This window comes from Spiroplasma floricola 23-6 (assembly GCF_002813555.1).
In the GTDB taxonomy this organism is placed as follows: Bacteria; Bacillota_I; Bacilli_A; order Mycoplasmatales; family Mycoplasmataceae; genus Spiroplasma_A; species Spiroplasma_A floricola.
Map to the genome: position 1 here is coordinate 159,553 of NZ_CP025057.1, position 21,528 is coordinate 181,080.

At 23.9% G+C, this 21,528-nt stretch carries 13 protein-coding genes; 10 read left to right on the top strand and 3 right to left on the bottom strand.

The features are described from left to right. The first annotated feature begins 162 nt into the window (after positions 1–162). The 7 genes from SFLOR_RS00765 (at position 163) to SFLOR_RS00795 (ending at position 12,779) form a co-directional block, all read left to right on the top strand. Positions 163–1,062 (top strand): hypothetical protein, encoded by a 900-nt coding sequence (locus SFLOR_RS00765; protein WP_100916189.1) that lies wholly within the window; start codon positions 163–165, stop codon positions 1,060–1,062. A 160-nt stretch (positions 1,063–1,222) separates the two neighbouring features. Further along, entirely contained in the window at positions 1,223–5,083 is a 3,861-nt protein-coding gene (locus SFLOR_RS00770; protein ID WP_100916190.1) for an AAA domain-containing protein, read from the top strand. Positions 5,084–5,086: 3 nt separating this feature from the next. Next, positions 5,087–7,354: a hypothetical protein gene (locus SFLOR_RS00775; RefSeq protein WP_100916191.1), complete on the top strand. Its 2,268-nt coding sequence runs from the start codon at positions 5,087–5,089 to the stop codon at positions 7,352–7,354. A gap of 5 nt (positions 7,355–7,359) precedes the next feature. Continuing rightward, a complete protein-coding gene (locus tag SFLOR_RS00780) occupies positions 7,360–8,454 on the top strand; it encodes a hypothetical protein (protein WP_100916192.1) in 1,095 nt (364 codons plus the stop codon). Between the two features lie 8 nt (positions 8,455–8,462). After that, entirely contained in the window at positions 8,463–10,268 is a 1,806-nt protein-coding gene (locus SFLOR_RS00785) for an AAA family ATPase (RefSeq protein WP_100916193.1), read from the top strand. A gap of 22 nt (positions 10,269–10,290) precedes the next feature. Beyond that, positions 10,291–10,857, top strand: a complete 567-nt coding sequence (locus SFLOR_RS00790) for a 4Fe-4S single cluster domain-containing protein (RefSeq protein WP_245858724.1) — start codon at positions 10,291–10,293, stop codon at positions 10,855–10,857. Positions 10,858–10,943: 86 nt separating this feature from the next. Next, a complete protein-coding gene (locus SFLOR_RS00795) occupies positions 10,944–12,779 on the top strand; it encodes a hypothetical protein (protein WP_100916195.1) in 1,836 nt (611 codons plus the stop codon). A 316-nt stretch (positions 12,780–13,095) separates the two neighbouring features. On the opposite strand, the gene SFLOR_RS00800 is transcribed toward SFLOR_RS00795, so the two are convergent. Next, positions 13,096–13,944, bottom strand: coding sequence for a bifunctional 5,10-methylenetetrahydrofolate dehydrogenase/5,10-methenyltetrahydrofolate cyclohydrolase (locus SFLOR_RS00800; RefSeq protein ID WP_100916196.1), 849 nt, complete (start codon positions 13,942–13,944; stop codon positions 13,096–13,098). A 34-nt stretch (positions 13,945–13,978) separates the two neighbouring features. On the opposite strand from SFLOR_RS00800, the gene SFLOR_RS00805 reads away from it, so the two are divergent. Beyond that, entirely contained in the window at positions 13,979–15,550 is a 1,572-nt protein-coding gene (locus SFLOR_RS00805) for a formate--tetrahydrofolate ligase (protein WP_342748152.1), read from the top strand. Between the two features lie 115 nt (positions 15,551–15,665). On the opposite strand, the gene SFLOR_RS00810 is transcribed toward SFLOR_RS00805, so the two are convergent. Further along, the gene (locus tag SFLOR_RS00810) at positions 15,666–16,736 is read right to left on the bottom strand and encodes a S66 family peptidase (RefSeq protein ID WP_100916198.1); all 1,071 of its coding nucleotides are present in this window, start codon (positions 16,734–16,736) and stop codon (positions 15,666–15,668) included. A gap of 200 nt (positions 16,737–16,936) precedes the next feature. Between SFLOR_RS00810 and SFLOR_RS00815 the strand changes: the two genes are divergently transcribed. Both SFLOR_RS00815 and SFLOR_RS00820 read left to right on the top strand, forming a co-directional pair. Further along, entirely contained in the window at positions 16,937–18,505 is a 1,569-nt protein-coding gene (locus SFLOR_RS00815; RefSeq protein WP_100916199.1) for a PTS transporter subunit EIIB, read from the top strand. After that, positions 18,492–19,940 carry a glycoside hydrolase family 32 protein gene (locus SFLOR_RS00820; RefSeq protein WP_100916200.1) on the top strand — a complete coding sequence of 483 codons (1,449 nt, stop codon included), beginning with the start codon at positions 18,492–18,494 and terminating at the stop codon, positions 19,938–19,940. Before SFLOR_RS00815 ends, SFLOR_RS00820 begins: the two co-directional genes overlap by 14 nt. Before the next feature lie 176 nt (positions 19,941–20,116). Here the strand turns inward: SFLOR_RS00820 and SFLOR_RS00825 are convergent, their stop codons facing one another. Then, a complete protein-coding gene (locus tag SFLOR_RS00825) occupies positions 20,117–21,475 on the bottom strand; it encodes an FAD-dependent oxidoreductase (protein ID WP_100916201.1) in 1,359 nt (452 codons plus the stop codon). Positions 21,476–21,528: the final 53 nt, after the last annotated feature.

The window sequence follows — 21,528 nt, forward strand, 5'->3', positions numbered from 1 at the left end:
TTTAAAATTTATTAAAAATGAAAAATAGACTTTTTATTTTCATTTTTTCTATTAATCACTTTTATAAAAGATTGCTTTTTTAATTTTATAAATTAATATTTTATTATAACAATCATGTCTTAAGGTTGGTAGGGTGGGATGCTGAAAGAAAGGTATTTGTATATGTTAAAACTTTTAAGTCTTATAGGAACATTAGGAGTTTCTACTTCTGCTGTTGCACCAGTTATTATGTTAGAACAAAATATTAATGATAATATTTCAATTCGTGTTGAGGCAGGAATAATGAGAGTTAATGTAAATAATAGTAAACATTTTGATAAAGATGGAAAAATAATTGTTGGTACATATGATTATAAAGAAGTGCTAATAAAAGCAATTGAAGAACAAAGAGCCTTCAACAAATCAAATAATGTAACTAATTTTGTCATTAAAAATAGTATTGTAAGACTTCCAGGTATATCATTTGATGGAACAATAAGAGTTGGTCGAACACTTACAGAAGTAATTAATGCAAAGAATTATGAAATATTGAATATGAATGTTACAGTAGATAAACTAGACAATTGAGGAAATTATACTTATGCTATTAGTTATGAAGCTATAGCAGATGGAAAAATGATTGGAGAAAATCTTTATGGCTATCAAAGACTTCAATCTTTAGCTGATTTCCAAATTAAACCTGGATATAATATGATATTTGAAACAGAATATAATATATCAGAATCAATTGAACATACTGATACATTATTTAACTCAAATATTTATTTACCAGATTTAGGTATAAATTTTTTATCAGAACAAATAATTGACATGTTTAATTCTGAAAAAAATACTTTAAATGATCAAGCAATTAAATATATTAATTCTACTTTAAAAGTTAAACTGAATGTTGTTGAATCTTTAAATGTTTATAAAGCAGTTTCTAATAATAATGATTCTTTTTCAATAGGAGAAGCTTATTCAAATCAAGAATATGTAAAAGATCAATATTTTTATGTCTCATTTAGTTCAAAAGATGCAATTGGAACATTTAATATGTTAGTAAGTAATAACAAAAAATAAAGCATAAAAATGATTTATATCTATAAATCATTTTTTTACTTTTAAAGTATTATTTAAATATTGTCATTATTAATGTATTAAGAATCTCTATTTGCTAGTTAATTTTTTTAGTTTTTAAAAATGTTATAATAAGAAGAGTGTAAGATAGGGGGCCAATTTTATGTCAAACATAATTGAAAATAATGGTGTTAAAGAAATAATTTTGGATTTCTCATTTTTACAAAATGTTCAATTCAAAGATAACCCAGCAACTTTAGATCAAATAATAGAAGAGTTAGGTATTAAAGGCATTTCAACATGTTTAGATTTTCAAAACTTTTTAAGAAACTCTCTTGCTAAAAAATCATTTATATGTCTTTTAGATGATAAAACTAAGCAGTTCTCTAAAAAAGATAAAAATAAAACTTCATATAATGGAATTTTAAGAATAGAGTTTGATTTTAAAAATCAATCATTGTTATCTGATGGAACTTATTTAGGATTTTATGTTAATATAGATACCAAAAATGCATCATTAACAATTAGCTCTATATTTGTAACAAGGTTAAAGCCAATTGCTCAAGAGTTTGAAACAATGATTCAAGAATCACAAATACTTATAATAAGAAATCAAGGACAAATCAAAGATGATGAGTTAATAAGACGAAATGTATTAAATTCATCAAATATTTTAGAAATTGGAAAACTATTATCAACTTTTGAAGAAGAAAGAGAAAGATGATCAAACTATTTAGACTTTTGTGAAGATTTACTTAAACTAGAAAGAAAAAAGTCGCTTCCATATTTAGGTGTTAATTATTCAAAAGCAATTAAAATTGATAAACTTCATTTTGAGAGCGACTTATTAACATATGAAAAAAAGAATTTAAAATCAAAAAGTCTTAAATATTTAGATATAAAAGCAGAGAGCTTATTAAAAAGTAAAGATATATCTTTTGATTTTACAAATATTGTAGTATTAGATTTACTTGTAGATGATATTGATAAGGTTAATAAAATAAAAAAGACAAAGGAACTCTCATTAGTTTCTATTAATAAAAATAAAAATATTAAAACTACTCATGAACTTGTTAAAAATATTCATGATATTTTTGATTTTGATTTTGAAAAAACTAAAGATATGCAAAATATTTTAAATGTTTCTACAATGTTAGGAGTTTTAGAAGACTCAATTAGTTTTGAAGAATATTGATTAAAAAATATGGAAACCATTTTTCTTGGTGAAAATAAGGAGCTAGAGTTTTTATTAAAAGAAAATCCAAGAGAAATGAAAGAATGACAAATAAAAAAAATAGTTTTTGAAATTGAACAAGAATTTAATGAAGAAATATTTGAAGTAAAAAATAATTTGGACTATTTAAGTTCAGGTTATATTGCCTATACAGGAATTGGAGATGATATATTAATTGAACGCTCTAAACAGGTTATTAAAAAAATATCTGAGGGAAATACTAAAAATCCATATCTTGTAAATTACTTATTTAATACAAAATTAGTTGAATTATCTGAATTATCAGATGATATTAAAATTAATGATGAAGAGTTTCAATTTGATTTAAACTATGAGCAAAAAGAAGCTGTTAGAAAAGCTGTAAATACAAAAGATATTTTTATTTTACAAGGTCCACCAGGAACAGGAAAAACACAGGTAATATGTGAAATAATAACTCAATTATCAAAATTAAATAGGAAAGTATTACTATCAAGTCAAAATCATGAAGCATTAAGAAATGTAGTTAATAGATTACCACTAGATCCAAACTTAAATAAAATTAGATTAACAAATCAATTAAATTTAAAAACACAAGATACTAATAATTTTTCTCCTGATAGAGTTTTATACAATTATTATAAATCAATTGGTAAAAAGGCATTTGATGACATGAGTAATGATGAAAAAACAATTGAGGAGTTTTATTCTTATAAAAGTGATTTAGAGAATTTAATTAATATAAATAAAAGTTTTAATCAAAATAATAAGCAAATAAAAACTTTACAAGAGGAAATTGATAAATTAAATAGAGAAATAATCTCTTTTAAAGAAAAAAAATTGGATACTATAAGAATTAAAAACAGCTTAAAAGAAGAGTTAATTAATATAGAAAATTTAATAGAAGTTTTAGAGACTAAAGATTTTTATTCAACAGTTAAAGTAAGTGAAAAAATTGAAGAATGTTTTAAAAATACAATACAATATGAATTAGAGAATTTCATTTATAAAAATCTAAACTTTAATCCAAAGGATTTTCAAAATATTTATTTTTTAATAAAAGAAGTTGTAAATGAGATTTATTATAAAAATGAATTATTTATTGAAATAAGAAACGCTAAAAATAATGCCAATAAATTTAGAAGAAATGCAGATTTTGATTTAGCAGAAAAAGAAGAAAGTAAAATTTTGGGTTTCCAACAAATTATAAATCTGGATAATAGAATTACCGAATTGGAAAATCTATTCTCAATTTTTATTTCATCTTTAAAAAATTTAAAAATGGAAGCTGAGTTAGATTTACAAGATGAAGTAAATATAAACTTATTTGACTCTGATTTAAATCAACTTGAAATTAAAAAAAATGAATTAGTGATTTCAAGAAATAACTTAATTGAAAATTCAGGTGGAAATACAAAAGAACTTAGAGATTTAATCAAAACAGTAAATTATAAATTTAATATAAATTTAGGTTTAGATGCTATGGATTTGGAGAATCAAGTTAAAGGAGAATTAAAAAAACTTGAAACTAAATTGCAACAAAGTAAGAAAAGAAAAGAAAATTTCTTTCAGATTTATACAGAAATAATTAAATATCTAAAAGATAACTATAAAATAATAAATAATTTTAAAGAGGAATTAGCTTCAGCAGATTTTACAAATCAAATGTTTAAAGATAGTCAAAGATATATAAAAACAGTTTTAGATAATCTAGTTAATGTTTACTCCATGACTTTAACTTCAACAAACTTATTTAAATTTAATAAGAATAATTTTGCCAATAAACTTGGATTAGAGGAGTTAAATTTAAAAAATATGAATGTTGATGTTGTTATTATTGATGAAGCGTCTAAAGCAACTCTATTAGAAATTTTAATGCCATTGATTTATGGTAAGTCTTTAATTTTAGTTGGAGATTATAGACAACTTCCTCCTATTCTTAAGTTACAACCAAATGATGTTGAACAAGTAAATGAATTTTTTAATAAAGATTATAGTTATAATTTGATGTATGAGTTACTTGATGAGTCAGCTTTTAAAAAGTTAATTAGTGCAGGTAATAAAACAATAACTACTTTTTTAAAAACCCAATATAGAAGTCATGAACAAATTATGAATGTTGTTAATAAATTTTATGAAGGAAATTTGAAAGTAGATTCTCAAGTTAGTAATCAGAAAAGACATGATTTAAAAATAACTAATAGCTCTGGAAAAAATATTATTGATTCACGCAGTTCTGTTTATTGAATTGACTCATCTAAAAACTTACAAAATGAAATAAATTTTGAACAAGGAGAAGAATATTCAACAAGCTTATTTAATGAATTAGAATTACAGATAACTAAAAAACTTTTAAATAAAATAAATGAGGCAGTTAAAGAAAAAAACTCAAAAATAAAACCTTCAGTAGCTATAATAAGTTTTTATGGTTTACATGTAGAGAAATTAAAAAGAGAAATAAATTTAAAAAAATATGAAAATATTAATATTATTATTAACACAGTTGATGATTTTCAAGGTAAAGAAGCTGATTATGTTTTAGTTAACATTGTAAGAAATCCAGAAAAATTATCAAACAAATCGGGAAGAGAATTTTTAAAAAAATATGAGAGAATAAATGTTGCTTTTTCAAGAGCAAGAGAATTATTAATAATTATTGGTGCTCAAAGAGCTGTTAATGATATTACTGTTAAAATTCCAACTATAGAGAATCCTAATGTTTCAAACAGTTATCAAGTTTATGCAGATATAATTGCAAAGTTGGATTTTGAAGGTTGTCTATTAAAACCCATTGATATTTTGGAGGACTAAAAAATGATATTTAATAAAATTGAAATTCTATATGATAAATTATATTTAGCTTTAAAAATTAAATATTCAGAAATTAGAAAACCAACATTTATGGAATTTTTGATTTTATTAATTATTATAGAATATCCAAATAAAAGAAAAACTCTATCAGAAATTTTGAAACAGGATTTTAATATATTAAATCAAACAGTGTTTGAAAAAGCTTTAAGAGATTTAATTAACTTTAAAGTTATTGAGGTAAATAAAATTAGACTGAGTGTTGATTTATTAAATATGAATATTCCAATTAATAATTTTAAAATAAAAGAACAAATTGAACAAAAATTCAAAACTGGAGACTATACAATTTCTCAAGATAATAAGACTCAAGATTTTAAATATTTTTTTGATCCAATTACAAAGGAAATAGAAGTTTTAAAAGAAATTAACTGAGATAAAAGAATAACTGATTTAAAATTTAGCCACAAAATTAATATTCCAGTTGAGTATTCACAAATTAAAAATAAAAATTTAATTTCATCTAAACTAAGTGAATTAGTTAAACAAGATCAAAATTTATTTGGAGAAAACTGTGTTTTAAAAAATATCTCAATTGACGATGAATTAATAGAAAATATTAGAGCATTTGAAGAATACATAAAAACAGAAAATGTCGCAATAGAAGCTTCAATAGAAATTTTTAATAACGGGGCTTTTAAAATTAAAACAGATAATAACTTCTTTAATAATTATCTAAGATTAAACTCTGAAATCTCATTAGAAATTTTAAAAGATGTTTTAAATAAATATGATGAAAAATTAAAAAAAATATTTGTTCCGGAGATCTCTTTTAAAGACAAACACAAATTTATTTCATCTCCAGAACTGTTATCTAATTTAAATGTGAAAACAAATTATAATTTACTTTTAATAAATGATCAATTTATTAAGTCAGATACAGAGATTATAAAGAATAAAGATTTTACTAAAAATATTCAAATTATTATTTTTTATAACTCTAAAAGAAATACTAAAGTTACAGATATAGTTGATGACAAATTAATCTTTTATGTTGATTATATTGATAATGAAGTTTTGCAATCAAACTCATTTATTTATTTAGATTCTCAAAATTTAATGAATGGTTTTTTAGTAGCAAATAAACTAGTTGAAATTATAAATTTGAATATTCCTGTTTTTTTCTTATACAAAAATCCAACAGATCCTTTAAACTTAGTTTCACTATTTAAATCAAATATTAAAAATGCTTTAGAAAAGTTTGAACATTCTTTATTAAATTCAAATTATAAAACTTCAATGAGCATATATATAATTTTGGAGAGACTTAGTTTAGAAAGGGAAGTAATTGCAATTCTAGAAAAATTTTTATTAGATACTGTAAATAGTGGATCAAACTATATTGAAATGAGAAATTATTTATTAGAATCAGAAAATAGAAAATTATCTTTAACTCTTGAAAAAATAGCAAAAGATTTAATTATAGATATTTCAAAAAATAAATCAGATGAAGAGATGTTTGAGATAATTAAAAATTATGAATTTAAAGACTCAAAAAATATATTAGATATTTTTAATAAAATTGATGTAGAAAATAATATTGAAAATATATATAAAATGAATCATTATTTACAGGAAAATTCAATTGATGGCTGAAAATTTAATGTAAAGAACTCTTTGATAGTATTAACTAATTATTTTAAAAATAATAATAGAGCTGAAATGTTTAATGATAATAAATATAACTCAGATGTTTGAATTCAACATGCAAATACCTTAAATTTAATTGGAAAACTAACTAAAGAGTTGTATATGTCTAACTATCAATTTGTAGAAGATAATTATAGTAGATTATTGACATCTTTAATAGATTTAGTTAAAAACTCATTAGATATAAAAAAACTTGATACTTATTTAATTAATTTGTCTGAATCTCTAGTTGATTTTTATAAAACATATTACAAGTATAAAATTACTGAACTTCAAACTCTTTTAAATACTAGTATAAATTACAAAGTCCAACTTATTGCAGGAAAATATATTAATAATATTGAACAAGCTTTAAATAAATTTTTAGATAAAAGTATATATAATATGCCAATTGAGTTAAAATTAGAATGAGTAAAAAATATTGAAAATAAATCAGATGAAGTTGAAAAAATTTTAAAAGATGATGAACAAACTTATAAAATAGCTCTTAATATAATATTTGGTAAAAAAAGAGAATATACAGAAGATGATTTAATAAAATATACTACTTTATTTGGAGGATAATAGTTATGAGTATGACAGCTGAAGAAATTTTAGTTAATTGTGAAAAGCAATTTAATTTTATAAAAAAAGATATTGATTTTTTAATAAAGTATATCAATCAATTAATAGATGAATGTAAACAAATTGATAGTTCAGGATATTTTAAAAAACAAATAGAGCAAATCTTAGAAGAATTAACTAAAGAACAAATGGATTTAGCTAAAAATACCTATGAAAGAGAAGTCTCTTCTAACACTCATGTTGCAATTGAAACATATAATGAAATTCAAAGATATGCAGAAAGAAAAAGAGAAGTTATTGCCGATTTTAAAGCAAAAGTATTCTGTTTCAAAAAAGATGTTCTTGAAAAAGAACAAGAAAATTTATTAAAAGCATTAGATAAAAATGTATTTGAAGATATAGAAAACTTAAAAAACTCTTTGATTGCTAAGTATTCTAACTCTGAAGATAAATTATATATAAAAAGATTGTTTGAACAAAACCAGCACACTTTGATTAATAAAAAAGACAATGAGTTATATGACTTTGTTTTGCAAAATTTAAAAAAATATAAAGCCTCAAATAGTTCTATTGTAAAAGAAGTTGTTTCTTCTTCAATTGATCTTTACAAAGATGATCAAGATATTGTAAATTCTATAAAACAAGATGCAAAAGAATTTATGAGTTTAATTAACTTAATTAATTTACAAGGTAATATTAAAGATTATTTTCTGAAATCATCAAAAACAGCAGAGCAAGAAGCTGTAAGAAAAGATAATGTAATAAAAATTGTTAAAGCTATTAGAGAGGTTGGGTATATTGTTAATGAAGACAATATTAGAAAACTAGCGGAAAAAAATTTAGTTCTAATTCATGGAGAAAAGTTAAGTGGGGAAACTGCAGACTTTGCTGTAAGATTAGATGGAAGTTTTGTTTATAATTGAGAAGGTTTTGAAGATCATAAACATGATGTTGATGCTCAAAATTTTCTTAATAAACTTAAAGAATTTAATCTTCACTCTAGTGATGAATTTAAAAAACAATATAGAGAACCAAAATATATTGCTAAAAATAAAAAAATAATTAAGGATAAAAATACTAATTCTAATTCAAGTAAGTAGGTGAGAAAATGAGTGTAAAAAGAGAATTAAATCAGTTAAAAAATTTAATAGGTATTAAAAAAGCCATTATTATTGAAGGAAATATAGATGATATTTATGAGTTCGAGGGTAATTACATTAATATTCATGAAATTATAATGAATATTTTTGATCAAAAGAATTATTTGGATAAATTTGTTTTTGATCAAAATTCAGGCTTAAAAGGAAAAAAGATATCTAATTTAATTTTACACTCAGTTTCTGAAAATCAAGGTGACTCTATTTCAAATGATTTTGAAGAGTTATTTTCTAATGACAATGAGTCTGAAAGTTCTGATTCTTTAGTGCTAAAAAAACCGATTGATTTTTTTAAGATTTTAAATAAGAATATTAATAGAGAAGATGAAAAAAAAGTTGGTTTTATAGCAGATTATACAAATTATGTTTTTAGTGATCAGGGATTGGATGTTGATGATAGAAGTGTTCTTACAGAATTTTCAAAAACATTAAAAGAATCTAATTTTTTAATTTCCAAAATTGATGAATTAACTAACTGTATAATTTTTTTAACTAAAAAAATCAATCAGTTACCACCAAGTTTATATTTAGATAATCCAGAAATAATAATATTAACTTTACCAAAACCAAGTAGAGATGAAAGAAAAGAATTTTTAGCAACAATTAAACCAAGAGTTCAAGTGATAGATATAGCAAGTGAATTTAACAATATTGTTGATGCAACAGAAGGTTGAACTTTGAAAGAAATCTCACATTTTGCAAAATTTAGTTGCAATTTTGAAAGCCCCTTAAAGTTTAATAAAATGTTCAATATTTATAATTATGGAGAAAAAGTTTCTCCATGAGAAGAATTAAGTTATGAAAAAATGTTGAAGATTAAAGAACAACTTTCATCAAAAGTTATTGGACAAGATGAAGCAATAGAAAAAGTAGCGAAAGTTATTTATAAGGCATATACTGGTTTAACTGGTATAACTTATTCTTCAAAAAGAAGTAAACCAAAAGGAACTTTATTCTTTGTTGGCCCAACAGGAACTGGTAAAACAGAATTGGCAAAAGCTATTACAACTTTTCTTTTTAACGATGAAGCAAATCTAATTAGATTTGACATGTCAGAATATGGACAAGAAAACTCAGATCAGAAATTAATAGGAGCACCTCCCGGTTATGTTGGTTTTGAAGGTGGAGGACAACTTACAAACTCTGTAAAAGCAAGACCATTTTCAGTAATTCTATTTGATGAAATTGAAAAGGCAAACCCAAAAATATTTGATAAGTTTTTACAAATATTAGAGGATGGTAGATTAACAGATAATACAGGACAAACAGTTAGTTTTAGTGAAACTTTTATTATCTTTACTTCAAATATAGGAGCAGCTGATGTAAATCCAAATCAAAACAAAGAGAATGTTTATAATGAATTTATTAAAAGAGTTCAAGATCATTTTACAAATGAGTTAAATAGACCAGAACTTTTAGGAAGATTTGGAAACAATATTGTTCCATTTAATTTCATAAGTGATTTAAGTTTAAAATCTAAAATTATTCGCCAAAAAGTAAAACCAATACAAATTGCAATCTATGAAAAATATAAAGCAGAATTACATATTGATTTAAATGATCAAAATTTAATTGCAATTATTTTAAGAAATGCAGATGAGAGACGTGGAGGACGTGATGTGTTAAACTCATTAGAAACAAATTTAGTTGATCCTCTCTCAGAATTTATTTTTCATAATTTACAAAATATTAGACAAGGAACTAAAATTTTAACTTCTCATAAAGAGGGAAAAATTAATTTTATAATAAATGGCTAATTTAAATATTGGAAAATTTTTAATGAATAGTGAAATTGAAGGTCCTGGAACAAGATTTGTAATATGATTTCAAGGATGCAATATTGGGTGTAGAGGATGTTCAAATCAAGAACTACTTGCACTAGAAAAAAAAATGTTTATGCCAAATGAATTTATTTATGAGAAAATATTAGAAGCAAAGAAAAAATTTAATATTGAGGGTATAACTTTAATAGGGGGAGAACCCTTTTTACAGCCTGATGGTTTAAAAGAACTTGTTCAGTGGAGTCAAAAAAATAATTTAACAGTAATTTGTTTTACGGGATATATATATGAAAATTTACTAGAAGAACATAAAGAAATACTAGAGTGCATTGATATATTAATTGATGGACCTTTTATTATGAAACTGTTAGATAAAAATAGAAGATTAATTGGAAGTAAAAACCAAAGAGTTATAAAAATAACAAGTGTGTATAAAGATTGTGATTATTTTGATAAACCTCATTCAGAAGTAGAAATTCAAATTTATAACAATAGAATTTCAATGAATGGTGATGGTGTTGTTTTCGATAATGAAGATGGAGAATTTAATTTCAATATAAAGTAGGGAAAAAAAGTGAGATTTTTAGTTAGAAGTATGAATGATTTTTATTCCTAATCCTTTTTTATTTATAAAAAGGAAGGAAAACATAAATGGAAAATAAAAAAAATATAATTTTTGATATGACAATAAGCGCAATGCTATTATCAGTTGGTATCTGTTTAAAATTAACTTTTTTAGCTTTGCCAGGATTTGATTTGACTTTAATTATAATTCTTATTACAGGACTATTTTTTAAGTCAAATATATCTATAATTTCAACTGCTGGAATATCTGCTTTAAGTTTTTTAATATCAAAAGATATTATTCTTTGAGCATCAACAATCACTGTATATTTATTATTAAATATTTTTCTTATTATTATGAGAAAAATAATTTTAAAAAATAATGCTATTGCTTACATTATTTTACCTATTTTTGGTTTAATGATAACAACATTTTATTTAATAATTTCAATATTAGTTTATGGAAAAATAAATGGTTACTCAATGTATTTGGTTCATTTACATGAAGCTTATATAATATTTTTTATGTATTGTATTTTAACTCCAACTATTTTTAAAAAAATATTTCAAGTTATGACTCATTTGAATTATAAATATTCAACTATTTTTAATAAAAGTTTTAAAAAATATATAGAAACAATAGAAGATAGTACTTATAAAGTAAGTGACAAAAAAATTAATTATAATGTTCAGTTAGTATCAATGATTTTCTCAATGATGCTATTAATTTGCTATTTTAGTTTTGTACCTTATAAAATGGTAACTGTACTAAATAACATAAATTATTTGGCAACTATTATTATAGTTCCTCTATTAATGTTATTTGTAACTCCACTTTGAATGAAAAGTGCGAAAAAAATAGGTAATTTAAATATGCTCAAAATTAACTCTGTGGGTTTACTATTAGCAATTATTTTTACATTTAGTTCTTTTACATCACAAAAGTATAACATTACATTAGCTTTTTCAATAACTGGTTTAGTTCTTTTTGGTGTATTCATTGCAGGTTTTTTACCTATAAATATTGAAACTATCAAGAGCTATGAATATAGAAATAAGTTAAAAAATAAAACTTCAAAATATAACTCTATTTTTGGTTTTTTACTATTGCCATTACCATTTCTAATTAATTATTATCTTGGAAGTATTTATGTTTTAATATTTTTTATGCTGATTTCAATTTTAATTTTATTTCTACTAATGCTTAATAAAAATATTATGTTGGATGGTAATGTTTTAAATATTGATAGAAATTCATTTTCTACCCTTAAGAAAAAGAAAGTATTTTTTTTAGAAGTATTGGTTCAGAACTACTTTATAGGATTTTTTAAATTTTTAGATTTATCATTAGTTTTATTCTATTTTATAATATTTGACAATAATAAAATTTTTATCGAATGAAATAATAAAAATGGTATTGTTCTTATATTTTTGGTTTTAGGCTTTTTGAGCAAATATATAGCTCAAGCAATATTTGCAAATATAAAATACAATAATAAAAATATTAATAAAATAGCAATGTTAGTAACTATAGTTTCTGTTTTAACTTTTATTGGATTTTTGGTATTAAATTATTTTCTTGTTACTAAAAATGTAAATTACTATTACTATTCTTTATTAACAATACTAATGTTTATTTTTGGAGCTAGTTATTCTATTATTGAGAAAACAAAAGCTAAGACATTCAGATCTATTGTTTCTGAAAATGAATTTTCTTTAGCTATGATAATAGATCATGTAGCAGGAAATGCCTTTTTTTCTTTAATTATTACTGCAATATTTTTTACAACTATGTTATTAATAAAAAATTCATTGATAGGTTTAATAATTTTACTTACATTATTTATGATAATTGCTTTAATTATGATGTCTATAAAAATAACTCTAAATAAAAGACAAAAAAATAAAACTATTTCTCTATAATATATTTAAATAATTTATTTATCTCTTTTTTAAGTATACTGAAAATAGGTCTTATTATTTAAAACATCAGAGTTGTTCTTATATGTTTAATCAAAAACCGAAAAAAATGTATCTTAATTTGATTAAATCTAGAGTTATACTGAATACTAACTCTTTATAGAATTTATTAAAATGGGAATAGTGCATAAAATGTCTATAAATATGAATTTGAGTAAAAGTTGGATGTATAATGGATTTTTGGAAAAAAATAAAAAGCTTATTAATAACTAATAAGCTTTTTATTTTTTAAATTTTTAATGTTTAAATTATATTTAATTTATGAGATATTTTCCTTTTCTTTATACAAAATAAAAGTATTTTGTAACAAACAAGCAATTGTCATTGGACCAACTCCACCTGGTACTGGTGTAATATATTTTACAATTTTTGAAACCTCATCAAATTTAACATCTCCAGAATATTTGCCGTTCAGAAAATTTGCTCCAACGTCGATAACTATCATGTTTTTATTAACAAATTTTTTTGTTACTAAATTTGCTGCACCAGCTGCACTTATTAAAATATCTGCTTTTTTACAAACTTCTTCTATTTTTTTTGTTTTTGTATTACAAGTAGTAACTGTTGCTGATTTATTTATTAGCATATTAGTTAATGGTTTTCCAACAATATTGCTTCTTCCAATAATAACAACATTTTTTCCACTCAGATCAATATTTTTTCACTCTAAAAGTTTTAAAATTCCTAAAGGAGTTGCAGGATATATTTTTGAATTATTTAACATAATATTTCCTAAAGTTAAAGCATTAAAACCATCAACATCTTTTAAAGGAGATATGAAATTTGTAATTTCTTTTTCATCAATATGCGAAGGTAAAGGTAATTGTACAATTAATCCATCTACTAATAAATCTTTATTAATTTTTTCAATTTCTTTTTTTAAATTCTTTTCACTTATATTTTCATCAAATTTTTTAAGTTCCCCAATTATACCAACTTTTTGACAAGCTTTTAATTTGTTTTTTATATATTTATTACTTGCTAAATTATTTCCAATTTGAATAATAATAAGTTTTGGTTTTCTTTTTGCTTTTAATTGCTCTATACTATTTTTGAGGTTAGTATTTAGAATTTGAGCGTATTCTTTGCCATCAATAATTTTGCTCATGATTTAAATCCTTTCTAAAAAAGATATTCTAAAGGTGATTATAATGGAAAAAATATTAAAAGCATTAAGTAAGTTCAAAATTAATCAAAATGATTATGAATTTTATGGCAAAAAAATAGTAAAAATTGATTATGAAAAGTATATGAAAGATAATAAAGGAAAATTAATATTGATGACTTCAATAAATCCAACTCCAGCAGGAGAAGGAAAAACAACAACAGCAATTGGATTAGCTGATGGTTTGCAATATATAGGGAAAAATGTAATTTTAGCACTTAGAGAACCAAGTTTAGGTCCTGTTTTTGGAAGAAAAGGAACAGCAACTGGAGGAGGAGAAAGTGAAGTTATACCAATGGATGAAATAAATTTACATTTCACTGGAGACTTTCACGCTATTACAACAGCAAATAATTTAATTTCAGCTCAAATTGATTCAGAAGTTTATTGAAATACAGATTTAAAAATTGATTCAAATAAGGTAGTTTGAAAAAGATGTATGGATGTAAATGACAGAGCATTAAGAAGAATAGAATTAAAAATAGGAAGTAAAATATCAAGAACTGAAGAATTTACAATAACAGCTGCAAGCAATATGATGACTATCTTGAGTCTGTCAAAAAATATTAAGGATTTAAGAGAAAGATTAGATAATTCACTAATAGCTTATAATTTGAATGGAAAAGAAGTTTATTTAAGAGAACTAAATATCACAGGGTCATTGATGGCTATTCTGAAGAAAGCTATTCAGCCAAATCTTGTTTTAACAAAATATGATACACCAACTTTAGTGCACTGTGGTCCTTTTGCAAATATAGCAACAGGAACAAATTCAATAATTTCAACAAAACTAGGGTTAAGTTTAGCCAATTATTGTATAGTAGAGTCTGGTTTTGGAAGTGATTTAGGATTTGAAAAATACATGAATGTTATAAATAATGATAATGACTTAATTCCTGATTGTACTGTAATGGTAGTTACTTTAAGAGCGTTAAATTTACACAATGATTTTGAAAATAACTTTGATCATTTAGAGAAACATTTAAAACATATAACTCAATACAATTTAAATTTGATAGTGGCAATTAACTTTATTCAAGGAGATAGTGAAGAGCAATTAGGAATTTTAAAAAGATGATTAGATGAAAATAAATATAACTGAGAAATGAATAAAGCTTATACTGATGGAGCTAAAGGTGCAGAAAATTTAGCACAAAAAGTTGTTGAACTTTGTGAAATAAAGCAAAATTTTAAAAAGCTGATAAATTCAAATGAAACAATAGAAGAAAAAATTGAAAAAGTAGTTAAAAATTTCTATTATTTAAAAACCTTTAAAATCACTAAAAATGCACAAGAAAAAATAAATGCCATTAAAAAAACTAAATATTCACAGCTGCCAATCTGCATGGTTAAATCTTCAAATTCAATTGATGGAAATGATTTAAAAGAGCCAAATTATGAAATGATAATAAAAGATGTTAATGTAAATACAGGAGCTAAATTTATTCTTGTTTATACTAATAATGTAATGAGCATGCCTGGTTTGAACAAAAATCCTAATTCAAAAGATATAGATTTAGAGAACGGAATAATTGTTGGACTTAAATAGAAATTTGAAATATAATATTTTTATTAAAAGGAATATAAAAAAAAGAAAACATAAGAGTTTTCTTTTTTTTAATTTTCAATTACCATATCTTTGGATATAATCTAAAATTAATTTGCTAGTTAACTATATTTTCTATTATAGAAATATTGTCTTTTTCAAAATCTATTTTCATAAGACAATTATAAGGAATTATAGTTCTTGGATAACTATGACCAAAATTCATATTTAAAACAATAGGTAAATTATACTTTTCAGAAATTTTATTTAGTATATTTTTATATTCAAAATAAAAGTTATTATCTTGAGGTTTACCTACAATAAGAGCTTTTATATATTTAAAAATCTTCTCCTTTTCTAAGCACATAATCATACGCTCAAAATCTTTTGGTGATGCAGATTCTTCACTAGTTTCTATAAAAAATATTGTCTCTTTTAAGCTCTCTGTTTTTGGAAATATATTATATTTTTTTCAAATATCTTTTTGGTCAGCATATCTTTTTCCTGTCAATCCATCATATAAACTTTCTAAACAACCTCCAAAAAGCTTACCAACTATTGTATTCTTATCATTTAAAAAGTCATATCCATTTTCTTCAATATGTTTTAATCTAGATGTATTAAGTGATTTAATTGAGAAATCCTTTCTCTCTTCAAATCACTCAGCACTAGATTTAATGTCTATATTATTTTCTGAACTAAAAAGAACTTCAAAAGCTTTTTTAGAATAAATTAACATTTCTTGATCAAGTTCTGCAAAATCACTTAGAAAACTATGTCCATAAAAAGTATTAAGCCCTAGTTTATTAAACATTAAATGGTTATTTGTAGAATCAGAAAAACCTATAAAAATTTTTGGATTTTTCTTAACTGATTCTATAAAATCCTTATCATCAAGTAAAAAAAGTATGGTCTTATAAGTATCTTCACCACCAATTGCACATAATATAGCTTTGATTTCAGAGTTCTTAAAAGCATCTTTTAAATCTTTTGCTCTTTGCTCAGGGTGTTCCTTTATATATTTAGAACCTTTTAATGTCGAGTTCATAAATACGGGTTCAAGTCCAAATTGTTTTAATCTCTTTGTACCAATTTCAAGTTGATGACTATAAAAATCTTCTCCTAATATACCAGAAGAAAGACTAACTATTGCAATTTTATCTCCTGGTTTTAATTTATTTGGTTTCATTATTATTACTCCTTACTTTAATAAATTAAATATATCATTTTTTTAATATCTGTTAAAAAATATATATTTTTCTGCCTATGATTATAGGTTATTTGATTTTCTCCAAAAAAAATATTTTAGAAAGAATAAAATGAATTTGTAAAATTATTTCTATAAAAATAAATTAATTTAGAAATAATTCTATAAGAAAGGATATAAAAATGGGAGTATTAAAAGTAAAAGCAGAGTCTGAAAATTATCAAGATTACAAAATTTTAAGAGACTCTGTTGGAGGCTCAAAAAATATTGATTCTATTAATAGATGTTCTACAAGAATTAGAATAGTTTTATTAGATATTTCAAAATTAAATGTAGAGGCTTTAGATAATACTGTATTATTTAAAAAGTATGTAATAAAAGAAAATACTTTACAATTGTTAATTAGCAAAGATATAGAAAAGATAACAATAGAGTTTTTAAAAGTTTTAAAAATATCTTATGATTCAGTACCAAACGACTTTGACATTAGTATCACAAGAAAAGATAAAATTTTTAAAAGATTAACTGATGGAATTTCAATAATTATGAAACCTATAATTCCTCTTTTAATAACGTTGGCAATAGTTTCTACTTTGGCAAATATTTTTACAGGTATAAAGTTTGGAGCACAGACTTTAGCTGAATTAAATAAGCCACTTGAAGTTATAGGAAATATATTTCTAATGCTACAAGATGCTTTAAATTTAGCATTTTCTGTATTAATACCATGATCTATTTTTAGATTAATGAAGGGTAGTGAAGCAATTGGTATTTCATTGGGAGTTGTTTTATGTTTTTTCCAATTAGCAGGAATAACTCAAATTATTGACACAAATAGTACTACATTTCATTGACCATTAGCTTTTATTAAAAATGGAGAAGGGTGGGCACAAGAACAAGGTTATCCTTGAAGAATCTCTCTAGAAGCTCAAATTTTACCATTAGTAGGAATAAGTTTTATTGCAGTTTATTTAGAAAGATTATTTACTAAAAAAAGTATTCCAGTCTTTAAAGAAATGGTTGCCATTCCTGGGATTACAATAGTAACATTCTTTTTATCAATACTTGTTATTGCACCAATTGGTGTAATGATTACATTTGGAATTAATTATGGAGTTCTTTGAGCAACAACAAATTCAATTGCCAAATATATATTTAACCCATTATTTGGTTTAACCCTACCTTGAATGGTTGTTACAGGATTTATTCAAATATTTGTTGTTGTAAATATGCAACAATTCACAATGTACAAAGGTACAACTATTATGCCAATGTTTACACAATTAAACATTGCTGTTGCAGCAAGTGTATTGGCTGTATCAATTATTAATAGAAAAAATAAAGATGTTCAATCAGTTTCAATACCTGCTTACTCTTTAGCTTTCATAAGTGGATCTACTGAACCTGCCTTATTTGGAATAGGCTTAAGATTCCTATATCCAGTACTTGCAGCAAGTATTGGAGCTGCTACTGGAATTATTATTACAACTTTTGCAGGAATAGGGTGTACATTGGGAAATGCATCTCTATTAATATTCTTATCAATAACTCAAAACTCATCAGTTTTAGAAAACTTGAATATTAAAACAATTGCAGGAGGACCATACTTGTGAATGGCAATTGCAATTATAGCCACATTTATTGTTACTTTTGCAATGACTTTCATATTCTCAAGAATTAAATACTTTAAAAATATAAACGATAATGTTTTAGAAAGAGACTTTGGAGGAAAACTAAATGAAATTAAATAAAAATATATTATGAAATAAATATAATGAACATAAATCAGAAGATATTAATAGAGCAAATAAACTTGTTAAAGAAGATAAATACTACAGACCAAGTTATCACATTGCTCCACCAAATGGATTATTAAATGATCCAAATGGGTTACTATATAAAGATGGTTATCATTATATTCATTATCAATGAAGTCCTATTCAACCTTATCATGGTTATAAACATTGAATGCTTTTAAAAACAAAAGACTTTGTTAATTATCATGACTTAGGAGTTTCTATTGTTCCAGAAATTGAAGATGAAATTCACGGAGCTTTTTCTGGATCAGCATATGAAGATGAAAATGGAGATGTAACAATTTACTATACTGGAAATATTGAAGATGGAAAAGGAACTATGCTAAGAGAAGTTCAAATTGCAGCAGATTTTAAAGATGAAAAGGTTGTAAATAAAAAAACTGTAGTAGAACATGATGAAAAATTATTCACAGCACATGCAAGAGATCCAAAAATATTTAAATATAATGGTAAAAGTTATCTGATATTTGGAGTTCAGTGTAAATCAGATATGAAAGGTGGACTTGCTTTTTATAAGCAAACTGAAAAAGACAAATTTGAGTTTGACAGAATTCTAAAGCCAAGTCTAAAAGATGATTATGGTTATATGTGAGAATGTCCAAATCTAGATTATATTGATGGCAAATACTTATTCTTTATATCCTCAGAAGGTTGATTTAATGAATCTGATAGATATGAATTAAATGGTTCAAGAAATGTGGTTTATACATTAATTGACGATTTAGATTTTGCAAATAATAAATTAAATGAAAAAGAGCCTTTAAAAATGTTAGACTATGGTCACGATTACTATGCTCCTCAAACCTATTGGGCTAACAATAAGTTGTTGTCCATTGCTTGAATGGGAGCAGTTGATGTACAATATCCAACAGATGAATATTCATGACACTCAATGCTTTCAATTCCAAGAGAAATAAATATTGAAAAAGGTAAATTAATTCAAAAACCATACAGTGATTTTAAAAGTAATGTTTTAAAAAATTCAAAAGAAGTTAGTGTAGATAAATTAAAATTAAATAAATCTCTTCATTTAGAATTTGATTTAATAGGGCAATTAAGTTTAGAGATTGTAAATGATCAAGGACAAAAAGTAGAAGTTTTATTTAACAAAGATGAAATAATTATTGATAGAACAAAACAAACAGCTGCTCCAAAATGAGACTTTGAAAGTTCAAGACAAGAAAAAAGACTTTGTGATTCACAAAAAGTAGAAATATACATTGATGCATCTTCAATTGAGATATTTTGCAATAATTATGAAACTACTTTTACTTCAAGATATTTTGTAAAAGATGCAAATCAGATTAAGTTTAATAAAGAAATTAAAGTTCAAGTTTCTGATATTAAGGATATGAAGATCACTAAATAAAAAAATAAAAGAAAATATAAAAAGGAAAGTTATAATAAAAACTTTTCTTTTTATATTCTCTTTAAAATGAATTTATTTATTTTAAAATAATTAATAAAAAATCACCAATAAAGGTGATTTTTTCTTTTAGACTTAACAAAAGTATTTTCTTCTATCAAGTTTTTCTAATTTACTAATTATTTTTTAAAGTAGTTTAATCCTAATACTTCTAAACCAGCTAATGTAATAAAATTATATGGTTTGTTAAAGTGTGGTAAGAAGAAAATATCTACTAATGGTAATTCATCAATTGTTAATCCTTTTTGAATACCTAATGCAAACATATACATTATTTCAGTATGATTATTTACACTAGCAACTTGTGCTCCAATAATTTTTCTTGATTTTTTTTCTCAAATAATTTTTATGTATACATCTTTGTAAGTTGACATAAACTCTGGTCTATCTGAATCTTTAAACATAATTTCTTCAGCATCAATTCCAAAACGTTTACATGCTTCCATTGATATACCAACTGAAGCCATTTTTCAACCAAATACTTCAATACCATTTGCTCCAGTAAATCCAGGACTTTCTAAAGCATTGCCTTTAACTATGTTAGCTGCTGCTAAAATTCCTGTTCTTACAGCTGTTGTTGCCAAAGCAATTTGTGTGTCTTTTTTCAATGAACAATTATAAACTTGTGCACAATCTCCAACTGCATAAATATCTTTGTTTGAAGTTTGCATAAATTCATTTGTTTTAATTGCTCCTCTTTCATCAAGATCAATTACTCCTTCAAGTAATTTTGTTTGAGGGACAACTCCAACTGAAAACACAACATAATCAACTTCAATTGTTCCTTTATCAGTAACTACTTTTGTTACTTTTCCATCTTTTCCTTCAAATTTAACAACTTTCTGTCCTAGTGCTAAATTAACTCCTTTTTCTTTGATAGTTGTTTCAACCAATTGTGTAAATTCACTATCATAATACACTGGCATAATTCTGTCAGCAATATCAATAAGTGAAACTTCTTTTCCACTTTTAACAAATGCATCTACCAATTCAACTCCAATATATCCTGCCCCAACTACTGCTACTTTTTTAATAGCTTTATTTTCATTTGCTGCTTTAATTACTTTAGCATGGTGATAATTTTTACAAATTTGTATACCTTCTAAGTCAATTCCTTCAATTGGAGGAAAAATTGGTCAAGTACCTGATGCAATAACTAATTTATCGTAGTTATCATCAAATTCTTCTCCTGTTTTCATATTTTTAACTCTTACAGTTTTTTTCTTTGCATCTATTCCCACTCATTTATGTTCCATTTTTACGTTAATATTTTCTCCTGCAAGAATTTCTGGAGATGCATAGAATAATCCATTTGGATCTTTAACTTCTCCTCCAACTCATAATGCTATTCCACAACCTAAAAATGATATATTATCATTTTGATCATATGTTGTGATATCCATTTTAGAGTCTAATCTTCTTAGAGTTCTAACAGCTGTTGTACCAGCATGATTTGTCCCTATAACTATAGTTTTCATTTACTTTGCTCCTTTATCTTTTTATATTATAATAATATATGAAATCTAGGGGC